Consider the following 15,056-nt stretch of genomic DNA (forward strand, 5'->3'; position numbering starts at 1 on the left):
GGTGGGCCCGGCCGGTGCGCGGCCGGGCCCCGAACCGGAGTTACAGGAAGTACAGGCGGGACAGGGAGACGGAGTCGGCGGGCTCGGAGCGCATCGCCTCGCCGTCGAGGGTGACCAGTCCGCTGTGCCCGTCGACCTGTACCTGCCCGACACGGGAGTTGTGGACGAGGTCGGCGGGACCGATGCCGCGGGTGCCGCGGACGGCGACCCGGCGGCGGCGGGTGGGCATGCCGTCGTTGCCCGCTTCGACGGCGGCGCGCGCGACGAAGGCGACCGAGATCTCGGCGGGCGCCGCGCCGTACGCGCCGAACTGCGGGCCGAGCACGAGCGGTTCGCAGGTGTCGGTGGCGGCGTTCGGGTCGCCGGTGACGCCGTAGGCCGGGAAGCCGGACTTCAGCACCAGCTGCGGCTTGGCGCCGAAGAACTGCGGCTTCCAGAGCACGATGTCCGCCATCTTGCCGACCTCGATCGATCCGATCTCGTGCGACAGCCCGTGCGCGATGGCGGGGTTGATGGTGAGCTTGGCGATGTAGCGCAGCACCCGTGCGTTGTCGTCGTGCGCGCCGTCGCCCGGCGCGGGGCCCAGCTCGGCCTTCATCTTGCCGGCCATCGCGAAGGTGCGGCGTACGGTCTCGCCGGCGCGGCCCATGCCCTGGGCGTCGGACGAGGTGATGCCGATCGCGCCCAGGTCGTGCAGCACGTCCTCGGCGCCCATGGTGCCGGCGCGGATGCGGTCGCGGGCCATGGCGGCGTCGCCGGGCAGGTCGGTCTTCAGGTCGTGGACCGAGACGATCATGCCGTAGTGCTCGGCGACCGCGTCCCGCCCGAAGGGGAGGGTGGGGTTGGTGGAGGAGCCGATGACGTTGGGGACGCCGGCCATCTTAAGGACGTTGGGGACGTGCCCGCCGCCGCAGCCCTCGATGTGGAAGGCGTGGATGGTGCGGCCTTCGAGGACGGCGAGGGTGTCCTCCACCGACAGGCACTCGTTGAGGCCGTCGCTGTGCAGGGCGACCTGGACATCGTGTTCCTCGGCGACACGCAGCGCGGTGTCCAGGGCACGGGTGTGCGCGCCCATGTCCTCGTGCACCTTGAAACCGCAGGCGCCGCCCTCGGCCAGCGCCTCGACCAGCGGCGCGTCGCCGGAGGACGAACCGCGGCCCAGGAAGCCGATGTTGACGGGCCAGGCGTCGAAGGCGCTGAAGGCATGGCCCAGCGCCCAGGGGGAGTTGACGCCGACGCCCCACACCGGGCCGAATTCCTGGCCGATGATCGTGGTCACGCCGGAGGCGAGGGAGGCCTCCATGACACGGGGCGAGAGCAGGTGGACGTGGGTGTCGACGGCGCCCGCGGTGGCGATCATGCCTTCGCCGGAGACGATCGAGGTGCCGGTGCCGACGACGACGTCGACGCCGTCGAGGGTGTCGGGGTTGCCGGCCCGCCCTATGGCGTGGATGCGGCCCTCGCGGATACCGATGGACACCTTGCGGATGCCCTGGACGGCGTCGATGACCAGGACGTTGCTGATCACGACGTCGCAGGTCTCGCGGACGGCCGCGGCCTTGAGGTGCAGTCCGTCGCGGGCGGTCTTGCCGAAGCCGGCCAGGAATTCGTCGCCGGGCTTCTGGGCGTCGGACTCGACGCGGACGACCAGGCCCGAGTCGCCGAGGACGACGCGGTCGCCGGCCCGCGGGCCGTGTACCGACGCGTAGTCGTGGGGGTCGATGCTCCCGGTCATGCCTGCTCCTCCGCTCCCAGGTAGCCGCAGGCGGCCGCCCGCCGCAGCGCTTCCGTCTTTGCGCCCGGTGCGTCCAGCGGGCCGTCGACAAGACCGGCGAAGCCGATCGCGATCCGGTCGCCGCCGATCGGCACCAGACCGACCTCCGAGGAGCCGCCGGGGTCGAACCGCACCGATGAACCGGCGGGGACGCACAACCGCATGCCGTAGGCGGCACCGCGGTCGAACTCCAGCCGGGGGTTGGCCTCGAAGAAGTGGAAGTGCGAGGTGACGCTGACCGGCACCGTGGCGGTGTTGTGCACGGTGAGGCGGACATCGGGCTCGGGCGCGCGGTCGGCGGGGCCCGGGAGTACAGCGCCGGGGGCCGGTGCGCCGGGGCCGTCGGGGCCGGTGTCCGCGCCGTGGCCGCCGTCCGTCGCCGGCTGCTGGGCCGTCGCGCCGCCGCGGATCGGGTCGCTGACCACCGCGAGGCGGGAGCCGTCGTCGAAGACGGCCTCCACATGCACCTCGGTGACCACGTCCGCCACTCCGGGCAGCACATCGTCCGGGCCGAGCACATCGCGTGCCGCCTCGATGGCCTGAGCGAGGCGGCGCCCGTCCCGCGCCGCCTCGCAGACTGTGTCCGCGATGAGCGCGGTCGCCTCGGGCACGTTCAGCCGCAGCCCGCGGGAGCGGCGCGCCCGCGCCAGCTCGGCCGCGCCGAACAGCAGCAGCCGATCGCGTTCCGTCGGGGTCAACCGCATCCCGTCACACCTCCAGATCGATTGGGCAGATCGATACGGCAGATCGATTTGAGCGACACTCTAACCCGCAAAACGCATGACGGAAAGCATTGACGTGGCCCAGGGCTGTGAGTGACATTGAGTGCTGCTCTAATACTGCGGCGGACAGGCGGTCCGGTCGGGCGGCACTCACCGCGATCGGCCCGCAGCCGTCAGGCACCCACCGGCCGCACCAGGCGCGGAACCCGCCCACAGAGCCCCGCTCAGCCTCGCGAGCACCGCTCAGCACCCCGAGCACCGCTCACCATTCCGGAGCACCGCTCACCGAACGAACCACCGCTCGCCACGCACACACTGTTGTCCGGCCTCTCAGGGGAGCCCTCATGCCGATAGAACAACGCGGAGTCGACACCATCCCGGACGAGGAGCGCACCAGCGGTCCGCGCGACCTCATCTCGATCCTGCTGGGCTCGAACCTCGCCCTCGGTGTGGTGATCTTCGGCTGGCTCCCGGTCTCCTTCGGGCTCGGATTCTGGCCCTCGGTGACCTCGCTCGTGGCGGGCACCGCCGTCGGCACCCTGCTGACCGCCCCGCTCGCGCTGGTGTCGCTGCGCAGCGCGACCAACCTCTCCACCAGCAGCGGCGCCCACTTCGGCGTACGCGGCCGGCTCATCGGTTCGGTCATCGGCCTGCTGCTCTCGCTCGGCTACACCGCGCTCACGCTGTGGGTGGGCGGCGACGCCGTGGTGGGCTGCCTGCACCGCCTGATCGGGCTGCCGGCCGGCGGCCCGACCTACGCCCTGGTCTACGCCCTGCTGGCCGGTGCCACCGCCGTCGGCGCGGTCTACGGCTACCGGGTGCTGCTGCGGCTGAGCAAGGTGCTCGCCGTCGGCCTGACGATCCTGCTGGCCCTGGGCATCGTCGCGTACGCCGGTACCTTCACCACCGCCGCACCGCACGGGACGTCGTATCTGCTCGGCGGCTTCTGGCAGACCTGGCTGCTGGCCGCCGTGTCGGCCGGGCTCAGCGGCCCCATCGCCTTCATCACGCTGCTCGGCGACTACAGCCGCTACATCTCCCCCCGGCGGCACAGCTCCAAGAAGGTCTTCGGCGCCGCCTGTCTCGGCCTGGTGGTCGGCCTGCTGATCCCGCAGCTGTTCGGCACCTTCACCGCACTCGCCGTCGGCGCGGGCGGTGACTACGCGGGCCCGCTGGTGGCCGGCGCGCCCTTCTGGTACCTCGCGCTGCTGCTGCTCAACGCCTCCGCCGGTTCCGTGGGCAACGCCGGGCTGATGCTCTACAGCATGGGCCTCGACCTCGACGCGATCCTGCCGCGCGCGACCCGTACCCAGGCCACGTACGTCGTCGCCGCGGTCTCGACCGTGCTGGTCTTCGGCGGCCACTTCCTGTGGGCGGCGCAGGACGCGATGACGTCGTTCGTGCTGCTGATGACCGCCGTGGGCACGCCCTGGGCGGTCATCACGGTGATCGGCTTCGTGCGCTGCCGCGGCCGGTACGACGCGGACGCGCTGCAGGTCTACAACCGCGGTACCCGGGGCGGCGTGTACTGGTACCGGGCGGGCTGGAACGCCCACGCGGCGCTCGCGTGGGCCCTCGGCTCCGCGGTGGGCCTGATGGGCGTCGACACGCCCTTCTACCAGGGGCCGCTGCTCCCGCTCACCGGCGGTATCGACGTCAGCTTCCTGCTCGCGGCGGCGGTGGCGGGCCTGGCGTACCTGGCCCTGGGCGCCCGCGACCCGCGTCCCGTCACTGCCGTGCGCCCCGCCGCGCCGGCGTCCGCGCCCTCCTGTGCGGAGACGCCCACGACGCCCACGACGGCCCCGGCCGGGCCGCCCGCGGAGGCCGCGGCGGAGGCCGGCTGAGCGGGCCCGGACACGGCGGAGGCCGCCCCCCGACGCGATGTCGGGGGCGGCCTCGGCCGTGTCGGGGGTGACGCCGGGGGCTCAGCCCAGCGGGTGCATCCAGCCGTGCGCGTCCTCGGCGACACCGCGCTGGATGTCGAGGAGCGCCTCGCGCAGCTTCAGCGTGACCTTGCCGGGCTCGCCGCCGGACTGGGTCCACTCGCCGCCCGCGCTCTTGACCGTGCCGACCGGGGTGATCACGGCTGCCGTGCCGCAGGCGAAGACCTCGGTGAGGGTGCCGTTCGCCGCGTCGGTCCTCCACTGCTCGATGGAGACGCGGGCCTCCTGGGACTCGTAGCCCAGGTCCCGGGCGACGGAGAGCAGGGAGTCACGGGTGACGCCGGCCAGGAGGGAGCCGGTCAGCGTGGGAGTGACGATCTTGTCGCCGTACACGAAGTACAGGTTCATGCCGCCGAGCTCCTCGACCCACTTGTGCTCCACGGCGTCGAGGTAGGCGACCTGGTCGCAGCCCTGCGCCGCGGCCTCGGCCTGCGCGAGCAGCGACGCGGCGTAGTTGCCGCCGGTCTTGGCGTCGCCCATGCCGCCGGGGACGGCGCGCACCCGGTCCTGCGACAGCCAGATGGAGACCGGCTTGACGCCACCGGCGAAGTAGGCGCCGGCGGGCGAGGCGATGACCACGAAGAGGTACTCGTTGGCGGGCTTCACGCCCAGGCCGACCTCCGTCGCGATCATGAAGGGGCGCAGGTAGAGGGACTCCTCGCCGCCGTGCGCGGGCACCCAGTCCTTGTCCTGCTGGACCAGCACATCGCATGCCTCGATGAAGGTCTCGACGGGCAGCTCCGGCATGGCCAGCCGGCGGGCGGAGGACTGGAAGCGCCGGGCGTTGGCGTCGGGACGGAAGGAGGCCACCGAGCCGTCCGGCTGGCGGTAGGCCTTGAGGCCCTCGAAGATCTCCTGGGCGTAGTGCAGGACGTTGGTCGCCGGGTCGAGGGAGAGCGGCCCGTACGGCACGAGCTGGCCGTCGTGCCAGCCGCGGCCTTCCGTCCACTTGATCGTCACCATGTGGTCGGTGAAGTAGCGGCCGAAGCCGGGCCCGGCCAGGATCTGCTCCCGCTCCGCGTCGGAGAGCGGGTGCGAGGAGGGCTTGAGCTCGATCGTGGGCGTCGTCATGAATCGTGTCCTTCACTGCGTGTTCCGTGTGCCGCGCGTCACCGGCCCAGTCCTCCGGCAGGAGGGCTGGGGGCCCGAGGGGCCTCCCCCGGGTTTGCGGCACCGGTGCCGGTTTGTCGGCCGCGCTCACGACGTCTCGCGACGTACGGACGTTACTGGGACGTCCGAGCTTCCTCGCGGACGGCGGCCCACGTCCGATTATCGCTCGTGAGGATCCGCTGTCGGAAACGTGTGCGCGTTCCGGGTCTGATGGTCGCACCTCGCCGGGCGCAGTTACAGCTGTGGCGGGTGTGAGAAGCGCACAGCGCCGGGCCTGTGTGCGGCCCGGCGCTGTGCGTTACTGCGGGGGGGCTGCCGCCCCGAGGGCGTCAGCCCGCTACGCGTGCGGCGAGCACGTCGCCGATCTCGTCCGTGCTGCGCGGGGAGCCGTCCCGGGCCTCCAGGTCGGCCGCGACGGCCTCCTCGATGCGGGCGGCCTGCGCCTCGAAGCCGAGGTGGCGCAGCAGCAGCGCGACGGAGAGGATCGTCGCCGTCGGGTCGGCCTTGCCGGTGCCCGCGATGTCCGGGGCGGAGCCGTGCACCGGCTCGAACATCGAGGGGAACTCGCCGGTGGGGTTGATGTTCCCGGAGGCGGCGAGGCCGATGCCGCCGGTGACGGCCGCGGCGAGGTCGGTGAGGATGTCGCCGAAGAGGTTGTCGGTGACGATGACGTCGAACCGCTCGGGCTGGGTGACGAAGAAGATCGTCGCGGCGTCGACGTGCAGGTAGTCGGTGGTGACCTCGGGGTACTCCTGGCCGACCTTGTCGAAGATGTTCTTCCACATGTGGCCGGCGTAGACGAGGACGTTGTTCTTGTGGACCAGCGTCAGCTTCTTGCGGGGGCGGGAGTTGGCCCGCTCGTACGCGTCCCGGACCACACGCTCGACGCCGTAGGCGGTGTTGAGGCTGACCTCGGTGGCGACCTCGGCCGGGGTGCCGGTGCGCAGGCTGCCGCCGTTGCCGGTGTAGGGGCCTTCGGTGCCCTCGCGGACCACGACGAAGTCGATGTCGGGGCGCCCGGCGAGCGGGGTGGTGGTGTTCGGGAAGAGCTTCGACGGTCGCAGGTTCACGAAGTGGTCGAAGGCGAAGCGGAGCTTGAGCAGCAGGCCGCGCTCCAGGACGCCGGAGGGTACGGACGGGTCGCCGATGGCGCCGAGCAGGATCGCGTCGTGCTGCTTGAGCGACTCCAGCTCCTCGTCCGGGAGGGTCTCGCCACTCGCGTGCCATCGCTTGGCACCAAGGTCGTACTCCTTGGTTTCCAGCTTGACGTCCTGCGGGAGGACCGCGGTCAGGACCTTGAGGCCCTGGGCCACGACCTCCTGGCCGATACCGTCACCGGGGATCACTGCGAGGCGAATGCTGCGAGTCATGGCTTGGACCCTACTCTTCGTCCCATCAGCTGACACGTAACGTCCGGCATACGGACACGTGGGGAGTCGGTCAACTCCCGTTCACCCTGCGGACCGCACCAGGTCGGCTCGCGCTGCCACATTCGAGCCATGACTGGAAACCTCCGGGGGGAGCACCCCCTGCCCTCGCACACCCCGCGCGTCGGGATACCGGAGCAGCTCGCGTCCCGGATGACCATGCCCGAGCAGCACGAGTACCTCCGTACCAAGCTCACCCGGCGGGGCCTGCTGCGCACGTCGGCGGCCACCGCGGGGGTGGTGGCGGGCTCCGGTCTGCTGGCGGGTTCGGCGCACGCCTCGCCCACCCTGTTGGCGTCGCACGCCTCCGCCGCCGTCAACGGCTCGCTGGTCGCGCCCTTCGGCCGGCATCTGGCCTTCGGCGCCGATCCGAAGCGGGAGATGCGCATCGGCTGGCAGGTGCCGTTCGCGGTCCGGCGGCCGTATCTGCGGGTGGGGCTCAAGCCGTGGGACCTGGGGCGCAAGATCGAGGCGGAGGTGCGTGATCTGCACACCCCGTCGCTCTCGGCGAAGCTGCCGGCCGTGCAGCAGTACTACCTGCACGCCGCGCTCGACGGCCTGCGGCCCGGCACGACGTATTACTACGGCGTCGGGCACGACGGCTTCGACCCGGCCGATCCGCGGCACTTCTCGACGGTCGGCACCTTCCGGACGGCCCCGGCGCGGGCCGAGAAGTTCGTCTTCACGGCCTTCGGCGACCAGGGGGTGAGCTACCACGCGCTCGCCAACGACCAGCTGATCCTGGGCCAGAACCCGTCGTTCCACCTGCACGCCGGCGACATCTGCTACGCCGACCCGGACGGGCAGGGCTCCGAGGACGACACCTACGACGCGCGGGTGTGGGATCAGTTCCTGGCCCAGACCGAGTCGGTCGCCAAATCCGTGCCGTGGATGGTGACGACCGGCAACCACGACATGGAGGCCTGGTACTCCCCCAACGGCTACGGCGGCCAGAACGCCCGCTGGACGCTGCCCGGCAACGGCCCGGACGCCCGGCACGCCCCCGGCGTGTACTCCTTCACCTACGGGAACACCGCGGTCGTCGCACTGGACGCCAATGACGTCTCGTACGAGATCCCGGCCAACCAGGGCTACACCGGCGGCCGGCAGACCCGCTGGCTGGATCGCCGCCTGGGCGAGCTGCGGGCCGCCGCGGACATCGACTTCATCGTGGTCTTCTTCCACCACTGCGCGTTCTCCACCACGAACTCGCACGCCTCGGACGGCGGGGTGCGGGACGCCTGGCTGCCGCTGTTCGACAAGCACCGGGTGGACCTGGTCATCAACGGCCACAACCACGTCTACGAGCGGACCGACGCGCTCAAGGGCGGCCGGGTCACCAAGAAGGTCCCGATCGGCGAGCACGTCGACGCCGCCCGCGAGGGCATCGTGTACGTCACGGCGGGCGGCGCGGGCCGTGCGCTGTACGACTTCCCGGTGCCGGACAGCTACGAGGGCCATGTGAAGGACCTCGACGAGGTGCCGACGTACCACTGGACCAAGGACCGGACGAAGGCGACGGAGAAGGCCGAGTGGTCGCGGGTGCGCTACACCGGCTTCTCGTTCCTCGCCGTCGAGGTCGAGCCGGGGCACCGGCCCAGGATGAAGGTCACCGCGCTCGCCGAATCGGGCGAGCGCATCGACCACTTCGAGGTGACCCGCCCGCCGGGGCGCACCTGAGCGCGGTTCAGCCGTTGGGGAGGATCACGGCCCGGCCGTTGATCTTCCCCGCGTGCAGCCGCTCGTAGACCAGCGGCGCCTCGTCGATCCCGTAGGTCTCGACGTGCACCGCGACCGACCCGGCCCGCGCCAGCGCCAGCACCTCGGACAGTTCGGACCGGCTGCCCCAGTAGGGCGACGAGACCGAGACCTCGTACGCCGGCGAGCCGAAGCCCACCGGGAGGGTGCCGCCGCCGATGCCGACGAGGGTGACATCGGCCTCGACGGCGGCCACCGCACCGGCCGTGGCGACGGTCGGCGGGGCGCCGACGAAGTCCAGTACCAGCTCCGCGCCCACTCCGCCGGTCAGCTCCCGGACGGTGGCGGCCGCCCGCGCGTCGGAGAGCACCGCCTCGTGCGCGCCGACCGCGCGGGCCAGCGCCAGCTTCTCCTCGGTCACGTCCAGCGCGATGACGCGGGCGGTGGTCATGGCACGCAGCAGCTGGATCGCCACATGCCCCAGCCCGCCGGTCCCGATGACGACCGCCGTGGCACCCGGGACCAGCTTGGGCAGCGAGCGCTTGATCGCGTGATAAGGCGTCAGGCCGGCATCGGTCAGCGGCACCGCGGCGACCGGGTCGAGCCCGTCGAGCGGCACCAGATGCCGGGGGTCGTCGACGATCATGTACTGCGCCATCGCCCCCGGGGCGCCCAGGCCGGGCGGGAAGATGCCCAGTCCGGCGGCGCGCAGACAGTAATTCTCCTTTCCCTGCGCACACTTGGCGCAGGAGCCGCAGCCCCACGGCCCGTAGACGGCCACCTCGTCGCCGACCGCGAATCCGCTCACCCCCGCGCCGAGTGCCGCGACCGCGCCGACGCCTTCGTGGCCGAGGGTCAGCGGCAGCGGGAAGCGCAGCGCCTCGGCCGGCATGCTCATCACGGCGATGTCGGAGTGGCACACCCCGGCCGCCGTCATCCTCAACAGCACCTGTCCCGGCCCGACTTCGGGATCGGGAACGGTGACGACCTGCGGCGCGGCGCCGATTTCGCGGTACTGGACTGCCTTCATGGCGGTGCTCTTCTCTCGATACCCCGAGGTGTGGTGGTGGGCGACCGGCCCTTCGTGACGGGTGGAGGGTCCGGTGCGGGTCGGCGGGCGGTGGCGCGTCGGCGCTCAGCTCCCCTGCTGCGGGAGTGCGCCGGTCAGAGCCGCGAAGGCCTGTTCGGCCAAACGGGGCAGGGCGGCGGCCTCGCCGCCCCGCACCCAGGCGTGCTGCGCGGCGACCAGCGCGCCGGCGCCCGCCCCGACCAGGACGGCGGGGCGCAGATCGGCGGCCGGGTCGACGCCCAGCCGGGCCGCGAGAATGTCCACCGAGTCGTCCTGTGCGGCGACGCGGGCGTGCTGGAGTGCGGCGTAGAGCGTCGGCTCGCGCTCGGCGAGGGTCAGCAGCTCCAGGACGCGCGGGCGGCGGTGCCAGGCGGGCTCGTCCTCGTCGGCGAGCCAGGTCAGCACGGCGGCGCGGTAGGCGGCGAGCGGCGCCTCATCGGCCGGGCGGGCGCGCAGCGCGTCGTTGATGCGCGCGGTGTCGGCGCGCAGGCAGTCGGCGACCGCGTCTTCCTTGCCGGTGAAGTACCGGCTGAAGGTCCGGCGGGCCACGTCGGCGCGCTCGGCGATGCCCTCGACGGTGACCTCGCGCAGCCCGCGGTCGAGCACCAGCTCGCACGCGGCCTGTGCCAGCGCCTCACGGGTCCGGCGCGACCCGCGGGCCCGGCGGTCGCGCCGCGGGTGCCCGGGATCGGGGCCGGTTCCTTCCACGCTCATACTTGCACCATACACCCATCGTGTCCCGGCGGGACATCCGTCCCGTCGGGACACGATGAGCCATGAACACGGAACCAGGGATCGAGGTGCCTTGAAGCAACGGCGCCAGGAATCGAGGTATCAGGGATCGAGTGCCAGGGGCAGGCTCAGTGCCCGGTCTCGCCGCCGTTGTCGCGACGGTCGAGCGCCCGCTGGAGGGCGGCAGCGGCTGCCCTGCGGTCGGCTTCGTTGGTGGTGCGGGCGGTGTGACGGGTCCTGCGGACGGCAGTCTCGGCCATGATTCACGTCTCCAATGCCAGAGCCCCGAGAAATGGGATGCGTCGATCCAGAAACGGCCGGAAGGAGCGGGGGCCTCGGCGCGGCAGGGGTCACCTGCGCTCGCGCACCGGGCCGCATCCGCCTTCGCTCGATGGAGCGATACGTTCGGCTCCTACAAAGCTAGGACAGCTCGGCCGTGATGTCTGCACAATTACTTGGGCTTCCTACTATCTGAGACGGATCCCGCGATCCGGCCCGCTCCGAGCCGCCCCAAAGGCCGCGATCGGCCCCGCTCGGCGCACAGGTACTCACCCCGGCGCCGCCCCCCTTTTGAGTACGTCCCGTGAGTACGAGCGCCGAGCCGCATCCCGCGGCCCCCGGCAAGAGTGGCCCCCATGAACGGCCTCTATGCACTCAAGCCCTGGTACGCCGCCCGGCTCGGCGGCATCCGCGGCGCGCTGGTACGCCGGAACGTCTCGCCGGACGCGCTGACCGCCGCCGGTGTGCTGTCCGCCGCCGGTGCTGCCGCCGCGCTCGCCTGGCTGCCCGCGCCGCTCGCGGCTCTCCCGGTCGCGGCACTCCTCGCCGCCCGGCTGGCGTGCGCCAACCTCGACGGTGCGCTGGCCCGGGACACCGGCCGCTGCACCCGGCGCGGGTCGGTGCTCAACGAACTCGGCGACCGGGCGGCCGACCTTCTGGTGGTCGCCGGATTCCTGACCCTGGCTCCGCCGTCGCTGGTGGCCGTCGCCGCGCTCGCCGCGACGCTGCCGTCCTGGGTGGCCCTGGCCGGCGCCGCGGCCGGAGCGCCGCGCCGCAACGGCGGCCCGGTCGGCAAGACCGAGCGCTGCCTGCTGGCGGTGGTGGCCGCGGCGACCGGCTGGGCGGTACCCGTACTGATCGTGCTCGCGGCCGGATCCGCCCTGACGGCGGCGCTCCGACTGGTCTGGCTGTGGCGGGAGTTGGCCGACGGGGCCGGCGACGCGCCGGGCAACGTGACGGACGAGGTGGCGGCCCGATGAGCGCGCTGGTGGGCCTTCTGGGCGCGCCGGGCGCCACCGGAGCGCTGCTCACCGGCGGCGAGGCCGTCGGCCGGGTCGCGCCGGTGGTCGGCGGGGTGCTGGGGCTGGGCGGCGTGGCCGTCGCGGCGCTGCCCGACCGGGTGCGGATGCGCCGCGAACTGCGCCGCCGCTGGCGCACCTGGGCGCTGGCCACCCCGGTGTTCCTGGGTTCGCTGTTCTTCGGTGAGGCCGGCGCTGCGGTCCTGGCGGCCGCCCTCGGGCTGATCGCCGTCAACGAATTCGCCCGGATGACGCCGGGCGGCGCGACCGAGCGCACCACGGGTGCGGCTGCCGGTGCCGAGCGCCATGTGCTCGCCGTGGCCGCCGTCGTCCTGCCGCTGCTGGCCTGGCTGCGGCCGCAGTGGCTGGATCTGCGGGTGGTCGCGGTGCTGCTGATCGCCGCCGCGCTGCCCGCATTGCTCTCCGGCGACCACCGGAGCGGCACCGCCCGTACCTCCCGCGCCCTCTTCGGCCTGCTCTGGATCCCCGTCGCCCTCACCGGCCTCGTTCTGCTCGGCGGCACCGCCGTCGCGGTGGGCGTGGCCGTCGCGTTGGGCGATGTGGGGGCCTGGTGCGGCGGTACGGCGCTGGGGCGGCGCGGTGCCCTCGCCCGGCCGCTGTCGCCGCTCTCCCCGAACAAAACCTGGGCGGGGGTGCTGGGTTCGGCCGTCGCCACGGCCGGTGCGCTGCTGGCCGTCGGCGCGTTCAGCCCCCTGCTGTGGGTCGCGGTGCTGGCCGGCTGCGTCCTCGGTGACCTGCTGGAATCCATGGTCAAGCGGGAGGCGGGGGTGAAGGACGCCGGCAGCTGGCTGCCCGGCTTCGGCGGGCTCCTGGACCGTATCGACTCGCTGCTGGTGGCGCTGCTGCTGGCGATGGTGGTGACCCTGTGACGACCGTGCCGCAACCCCGCACCCCGGCCCCTGCCGGCCTGCTCTCCCCCACCGGCCCCCGGCCCACCGCCCTGGAGGACGGTACGGGCCGACGCGGCCGTACCCGCCGCCGTGCCCTCGCCACCCGCCGCCCCGCACACCCCGGCCGCCGTGCACGCACCCGCACCCGGGCCCGCCGCACCCTGCCCCACCCCTTCCCCGGGACGCACCGGGCCGACCGGGCCGACCGGGCCGACCGGCGCAGCCGAAACCGCCGCTACGGCCCGTTCACCCGGCCCCGCGGCCACCGCCGCCACGGCCGGGCGCCCGGATACCCCGCCGCACCGCTGCTCCCCCAACTCCCCCAACTCCCCCGCACGGAACTCCCCTCCGCCACCGCGGCCTGGCTGCGCCGCGCCCTGTGGTCCGTCGTCCTCACCCTCACCGGTGGCGTCACCCACCGGGGCAGGCTCCCCCGCGGCGGCTGTGTCGTCGTCGCCAACCACTCCTCGCACGCCGACACGGCGGCCCTGCTCGCCGCCCTCGACTCCCGGCACGCGCCCCTCATCGGCGCCGCCGCGGACTACTGGTTCGCGACCCCCTGGCGCCGCCGCGTCTGCCGCCACCTCGCCGCCGGCTTCCCCGTGCGGCGCACCGGCGGCGGCCTCGACGACCTGCTCGGTATGGCCGACGCGCTGCGCGCCGGCCGGGCCGTGGTCCTCTTCCCGGAGGGCACCCGGGGGCGCGACGGCGCGGTCGGCGACTTCCGGCGCGGTGCGCTGCTGCTGGCCGAGCGCGCGGGCGTCCCCGTCGTCCCGGTGGGCCTGGCCGGCACCGACCGGCTGCTGCCCAAGCACGGCAGGCTCCGCCGCACCCTCGTCCGGGTGCACATCGGCGCGCCGCTGTACGGCGCCGTCCCCCCGGCCGCCGCCCGCGACGCCGTCCAGGAGCTGACCGACCGCGCGGCCGGCGCCCCGCTCCCCGACTCCCGGCTGCGGCGCCGCGTCGCGGCCGTGGCCGCCTCCCGCTGGGGGCTGCCGCTCGCCTTCGCCTGGGCCTTCGCCGAGGCGTTGAGCTGGCCGCTGATGCCGGAGCTGTTCCTCGCCGTGGCGTGCGTGGCCGCGCCCCGCGCCGGCCTGCGACTGTCCCTGACGGCCCTGGCGGGAAGCCTGGCCGGTGGCCTTCTGTCACTCCAACTGGCCGCTTCGGGCGCCCACTTGCCGGCCCCGCTCACCACGGACCGGATGCGCGCGGAGGTCTCCCGGCAGCTGACCGACGAGGGCGCCGCCGCCGTACGCCACCAGCCGTGGGACGGCATCCCGTTCAAGGTCTACGCCGCCGGGGCGGGCCGCGCGGGCGTCCCCGCCGCCGACTGGCTCCTCACCTCCGCCCGCGCCCGCGGCACCCGCACCCTCACCGTCGGCCTCGCCTTCGCTGCCCTGGGCGCCGCGGCCCGGCCCTGGCGCCGCCGCTATCCGGCGTATGCCGCGCTGCTGGGCGGCGGCTTCACGCTGGGCCTGGGCATGATCGTCAACGGGTGGAGCGGATAGTCGTACGAAGTGGTGAATCATGGCGGCTCCGCAGCTGGGTGAGGGTGCCCCTGCCTGGCTTGGCGGCGTCGCTTGTGCCACGAGGCCGAGCCCGCCCACATTTGAGGAGGAGGTGCTGCACCCTGACCGCTCTCGCACACGAGAAGCCCGAGGCCACAATGTCCGGACACGATCTTGACGAGGTCCCGTGGCAGGCATGGAAAGCCATGGAACTCCCCGAGGGCTTCCACGCCGAGATCATCGAGGGGTCCATCGAGGTGTCACCCACAGGTCGTTGCACGCACGGTCTGGTCATCAACCGGCTACGGGACAAGCTGGTCGTCCACCTGGCGCAGAGCGATGCGGCCGCGCGCCAGGACATGAACATCATCCACGGCCGCAAAGTAGGGATTCCTGACCTTTTCCTCGTCCCCGAGGATACCGAGGAGCACATCACCGACGACGGCCTGGGCATCAAGGCGTCTGCCGTGCATCTCGTGGTCGAGGTGGCCTCCCCCGGCCGCGACTGCCCCCAGCGCGACCGCGTCCGCAAGGTCCGCGCATACGCCCGTGCCGGTATCCCCGTGTACGTGATCATCGACGACTACGACAGCCACGGCCATGGCACCGTGCTCACCTCTCCCTCCCCTGGCGAAGGGGCCTACGCGGACTCCACCCGCAGGCCGTACGGCACGGACGTGATCATTTCCGAAGGCCCCGCCAAGGGTTTCGTGATCGGCGAGTCCGTCACCGGCCCCTCCCGGTCCGGCAGCTGACACCACGGCGGCGGGCCCGGCCCCCCCCCCCCGGGGGGGGGGCGCCCCCCCGGGGGCCCCGGGGCGCCCCCCCCGGGGGGGGGGGGGGGGGGCGGGGGGGGGGGCCCCG

General features: G+C 73.2%; 13 protein-coding genes. 6 read left to right on the forward strand and 7 right to left on the reverse strand.

What is annotated here, in order from left to right; all coding sequences use genetic code 11:
- Nucleotides 1-40 precede the first annotated feature (40 nt).
- The gene (locus ACIRQ7_RS00900) at nt 41-1,735 is read right to left on the reverse strand and encodes an urease subunit alpha (RefSeq protein ID WP_401463357.1); all 1,695 of its coding nucleotides are present in this window, start codon (nt 1,733-1,735) and stop codon (nt 41-43) included.
- A complete protein-coding gene (ureA, locus tag ACIRQ7_RS00905; RefSeq protein ID WP_404258917.1) occupies nt 1,732-2,478 on the reverse strand; it encodes an urease subunit gamma in 747 nt (248 codons plus the stop codon). Before ureA ends, ACIRQ7_RS00900 begins: the two co-directional genes overlap by 4 nt.
- Nucleotides 2,479-2,840: 362 nt before the next feature.
- On the opposite strand from ureA, the gene ACIRQ7_RS00910 reads away from it, so the two are divergent.
- A complete protein-coding gene (locus ACIRQ7_RS00910) occupies nt 2,841-4,340 on the forward strand; it encodes a cytosine permease (RefSeq protein WP_404258918.1) in 1,500 nt (499 codons plus the stop codon).
- An 81-nt stretch (nt 4,341-4,421) separates the two neighbouring features.
- Here ACIRQ7_RS00910 and ACIRQ7_RS00915 read toward each other — a convergent pair whose 3' ends face one another.
- Nucleotides 4,422-5,510 carry a branched-chain amino acid aminotransferase gene (locus ACIRQ7_RS00915; protein ID WP_404258920.1) on the reverse strand — a complete coding sequence of 363 codons (1,089 nt, stop codon included), beginning with the start codon at nt 5,508-5,510 and terminating at the stop codon, nt 4,422-4,424.
- A 368-nt stretch (nt 5,511-5,878) separates the two neighbouring features.
- Nucleotides 5,879-6,919: a 3-isopropylmalate dehydrogenase gene (locus ACIRQ7_RS00920; RefSeq protein ID WP_404258921.1), complete on the reverse strand. Its 1,041-nt coding sequence runs from the start codon at nt 6,917-6,919 to the stop codon at nt 5,879-5,881.
- Between the two features lie 129 nt (nt 6,920-7,048).
- Between ACIRQ7_RS00920 and ACIRQ7_RS00925 the strand changes: the two genes are divergently transcribed.
- Nucleotides 7,049-8,656, forward strand: a complete 1,608-nt coding sequence (locus ACIRQ7_RS00925) for a purple acid phosphatase family protein (RefSeq protein ID WP_404258923.1) — start codon at nt 7,049-7,051, stop codon at nt 8,654-8,656.
- 7 nt (nt 8,657-8,663) lie between these two features.
- Here ACIRQ7_RS00925 and ACIRQ7_RS00930 read toward each other — a convergent pair whose 3' ends face one another.
- The 3 genes from ACIRQ7_RS00930 to ACIRQ7_RS00940 all read right to left on the reverse strand — a co-directional run bounded on the left by ACIRQ7_RS00930 (nt 8,664) and on the right by ACIRQ7_RS00940 (nt 10,735).
- Nucleotides 8,664-9,704, reverse strand: a complete 1,041-nt coding sequence (locus ACIRQ7_RS00930) for an NAD(P)-dependent alcohol dehydrogenase (RefSeq protein ID WP_404258924.1) — start codon at nt 9,702-9,704, stop codon at nt 8,664-8,666.
- A 105-nt stretch (nt 9,705-9,809) separates the two neighbouring features.
- Nucleotides 9,810-10,457, reverse strand: a complete 648-nt coding sequence (locus ACIRQ7_RS00935) for a TetR family transcriptional regulator (RefSeq protein ID WP_404258926.1) — start codon at nt 10,455-10,457, stop codon at nt 9,810-9,812.
- Nucleotides 10,458-10,603: 146 nt separating this feature from the next.
- Nucleotides 10,604-10,735, reverse strand: coding sequence for a hypothetical protein (locus tag ACIRQ7_RS00940; protein WP_401463345.1), 132 nt, complete (start codon nt 10,733-10,735; stop codon nt 10,604-10,606).
- A 375-nt stretch (nt 10,736-11,110) separates the two neighbouring features.
- Between ACIRQ7_RS00940 and ACIRQ7_RS00945 the strand changes: the two genes are divergently transcribed.
- The 4 genes from ACIRQ7_RS00945 to ACIRQ7_RS00960 all read left to right on the forward strand — a co-directional run bounded on the left by ACIRQ7_RS00945 (nt 11,111) and on the right by ACIRQ7_RS00960 (nt 14,947).
- The gene (locus ACIRQ7_RS00945; protein WP_404258927.1) at nt 11,111-11,734 is read left to right on the forward strand and encodes a phosphatidate cytidylyltransferase; all 624 of its coding nucleotides are present in this window, start codon (nt 11,111-11,113) and stop codon (nt 11,732-11,734) included.
- The gene (locus ACIRQ7_RS00950; protein WP_404258929.1) at nt 11,731-12,663 is read left to right on the forward strand and encodes a phosphatidate cytidylyltransferase; all 933 of its coding nucleotides are present in this window, start codon (nt 11,731-11,733) and stop codon (nt 12,661-12,663) included. The genes ACIRQ7_RS00945 and ACIRQ7_RS00950 overlap by 4 nt, the downstream gene beginning before the upstream one ends.
- 326 nt (nt 12,664-12,989) lie before the next feature.
- Nucleotides 12,990-14,192, forward strand: a complete 1,203-nt coding sequence (locus ACIRQ7_RS00955; RefSeq protein WP_404260035.1) for a lysophospholipid acyltransferase family protein — start codon at nt 12,990-12,992, stop codon at nt 14,190-14,192.
- 158 nt (nt 14,193-14,350) lie between these two features.
- Entirely contained in the window at nt 14,351-14,947 is a 597-nt protein-coding gene (locus ACIRQ7_RS00960) for a Uma2 family endonuclease (RefSeq protein WP_404258931.1), read from the forward strand.
- The last annotated feature ends 109 nt before the right edge of the window (nt 14,948-15,056 follow it).

This window comes from Streptomyces sp. NPDC101393, from assembly GCF_044767385.1.
Classification (GTDB): Bacteria; Actinomycetota; Actinomycetes; order Streptomycetales; family Streptomycetaceae; genus Streptomyces.

Excerpts from the sequence above, each read along its gene's own strand:
- ACIRQ7_RS00925 (WP_404258923.1), top strand. The coding sequence starts at position 7,049 with ATGACTGGAAACCTCCGGGGGGAGCACCCCCTGCCCTCGCACACCCCG.
- ACIRQ7_RS00930 (WP_404258924.1), bottom strand. The coding sequence starts at position 9,704 with ATGAAGGCAGTCCAGTACCGCGAAATCGGCGCCGCGCCGCAGGTCGTC.
- ACIRQ7_RS00910 (WP_404258918.1), top strand. The coding sequence starts at position 2,841 with ATGCCGATAGAACAACGCGGAGTCGACACCATCCCGGACGAGGAGCGC.
- ACIRQ7_RS00940 (WP_401463345.1), bottom strand. The coding sequence starts at position 10,735 with ATGGCCGAGACTGCCGTCCGCAGGACCCGTCACACCGCCCGCACCACC.
- ACIRQ7_RS00900 (WP_401463357.1), bottom strand. The coding sequence starts at position 1,735 with ATGACCGGGAGCATCGACCCCCACGACTACGCGTCGGTACACGGCCCG.
- ACIRQ7_RS00935 (WP_404258926.1), bottom strand. The coding sequence starts at position 10,457 with ATGAGCGTGGAAGGAACCGGCCCCGATCCCGGGCACCCGCGGCGCGAC.
- ACIRQ7_RS00915 (WP_404258920.1), bottom strand. The coding sequence starts at position 5,510 with ATGACGACGCCCACGATCGAGCTCAAGCCCTCCTCGCACCCGCTCTCC.
- ACIRQ7_RS00960 (WP_404258931.1), top strand. The coding sequence starts at position 14,351 with ATGTCCGGACACGATCTTGACGAGGTCCCGTGGCAGGCATGGAAAGCC.
- ureA (WP_404258917.1), bottom strand. The coding sequence starts at position 2,478 with ATGCGGTTGACCCCGACGGAACGCGATCGGCTGCTGCTGTTCGGCGCG.
- ACIRQ7_RS00945 (WP_404258927.1), top strand. The coding sequence starts at position 11,111 with ATGAACGGCCTCTATGCACTCAAGCCCTGGTACGCCGCCCGGCTCGGC.
- ACIRQ7_RS00920 (WP_404258921.1), bottom strand. The coding sequence starts at position 6,919 with ATGACTCGCAGCATTCGCCTCGCAGTGATCCCCGGTGACGGTATCGGC.
- ACIRQ7_RS00950 (WP_404258929.1), top strand. The coding sequence starts at position 11,731 with ATGAGCGCGCTGGTGGGCCTTCTGGGCGCGCCGGGCGCCACCGGAGCG.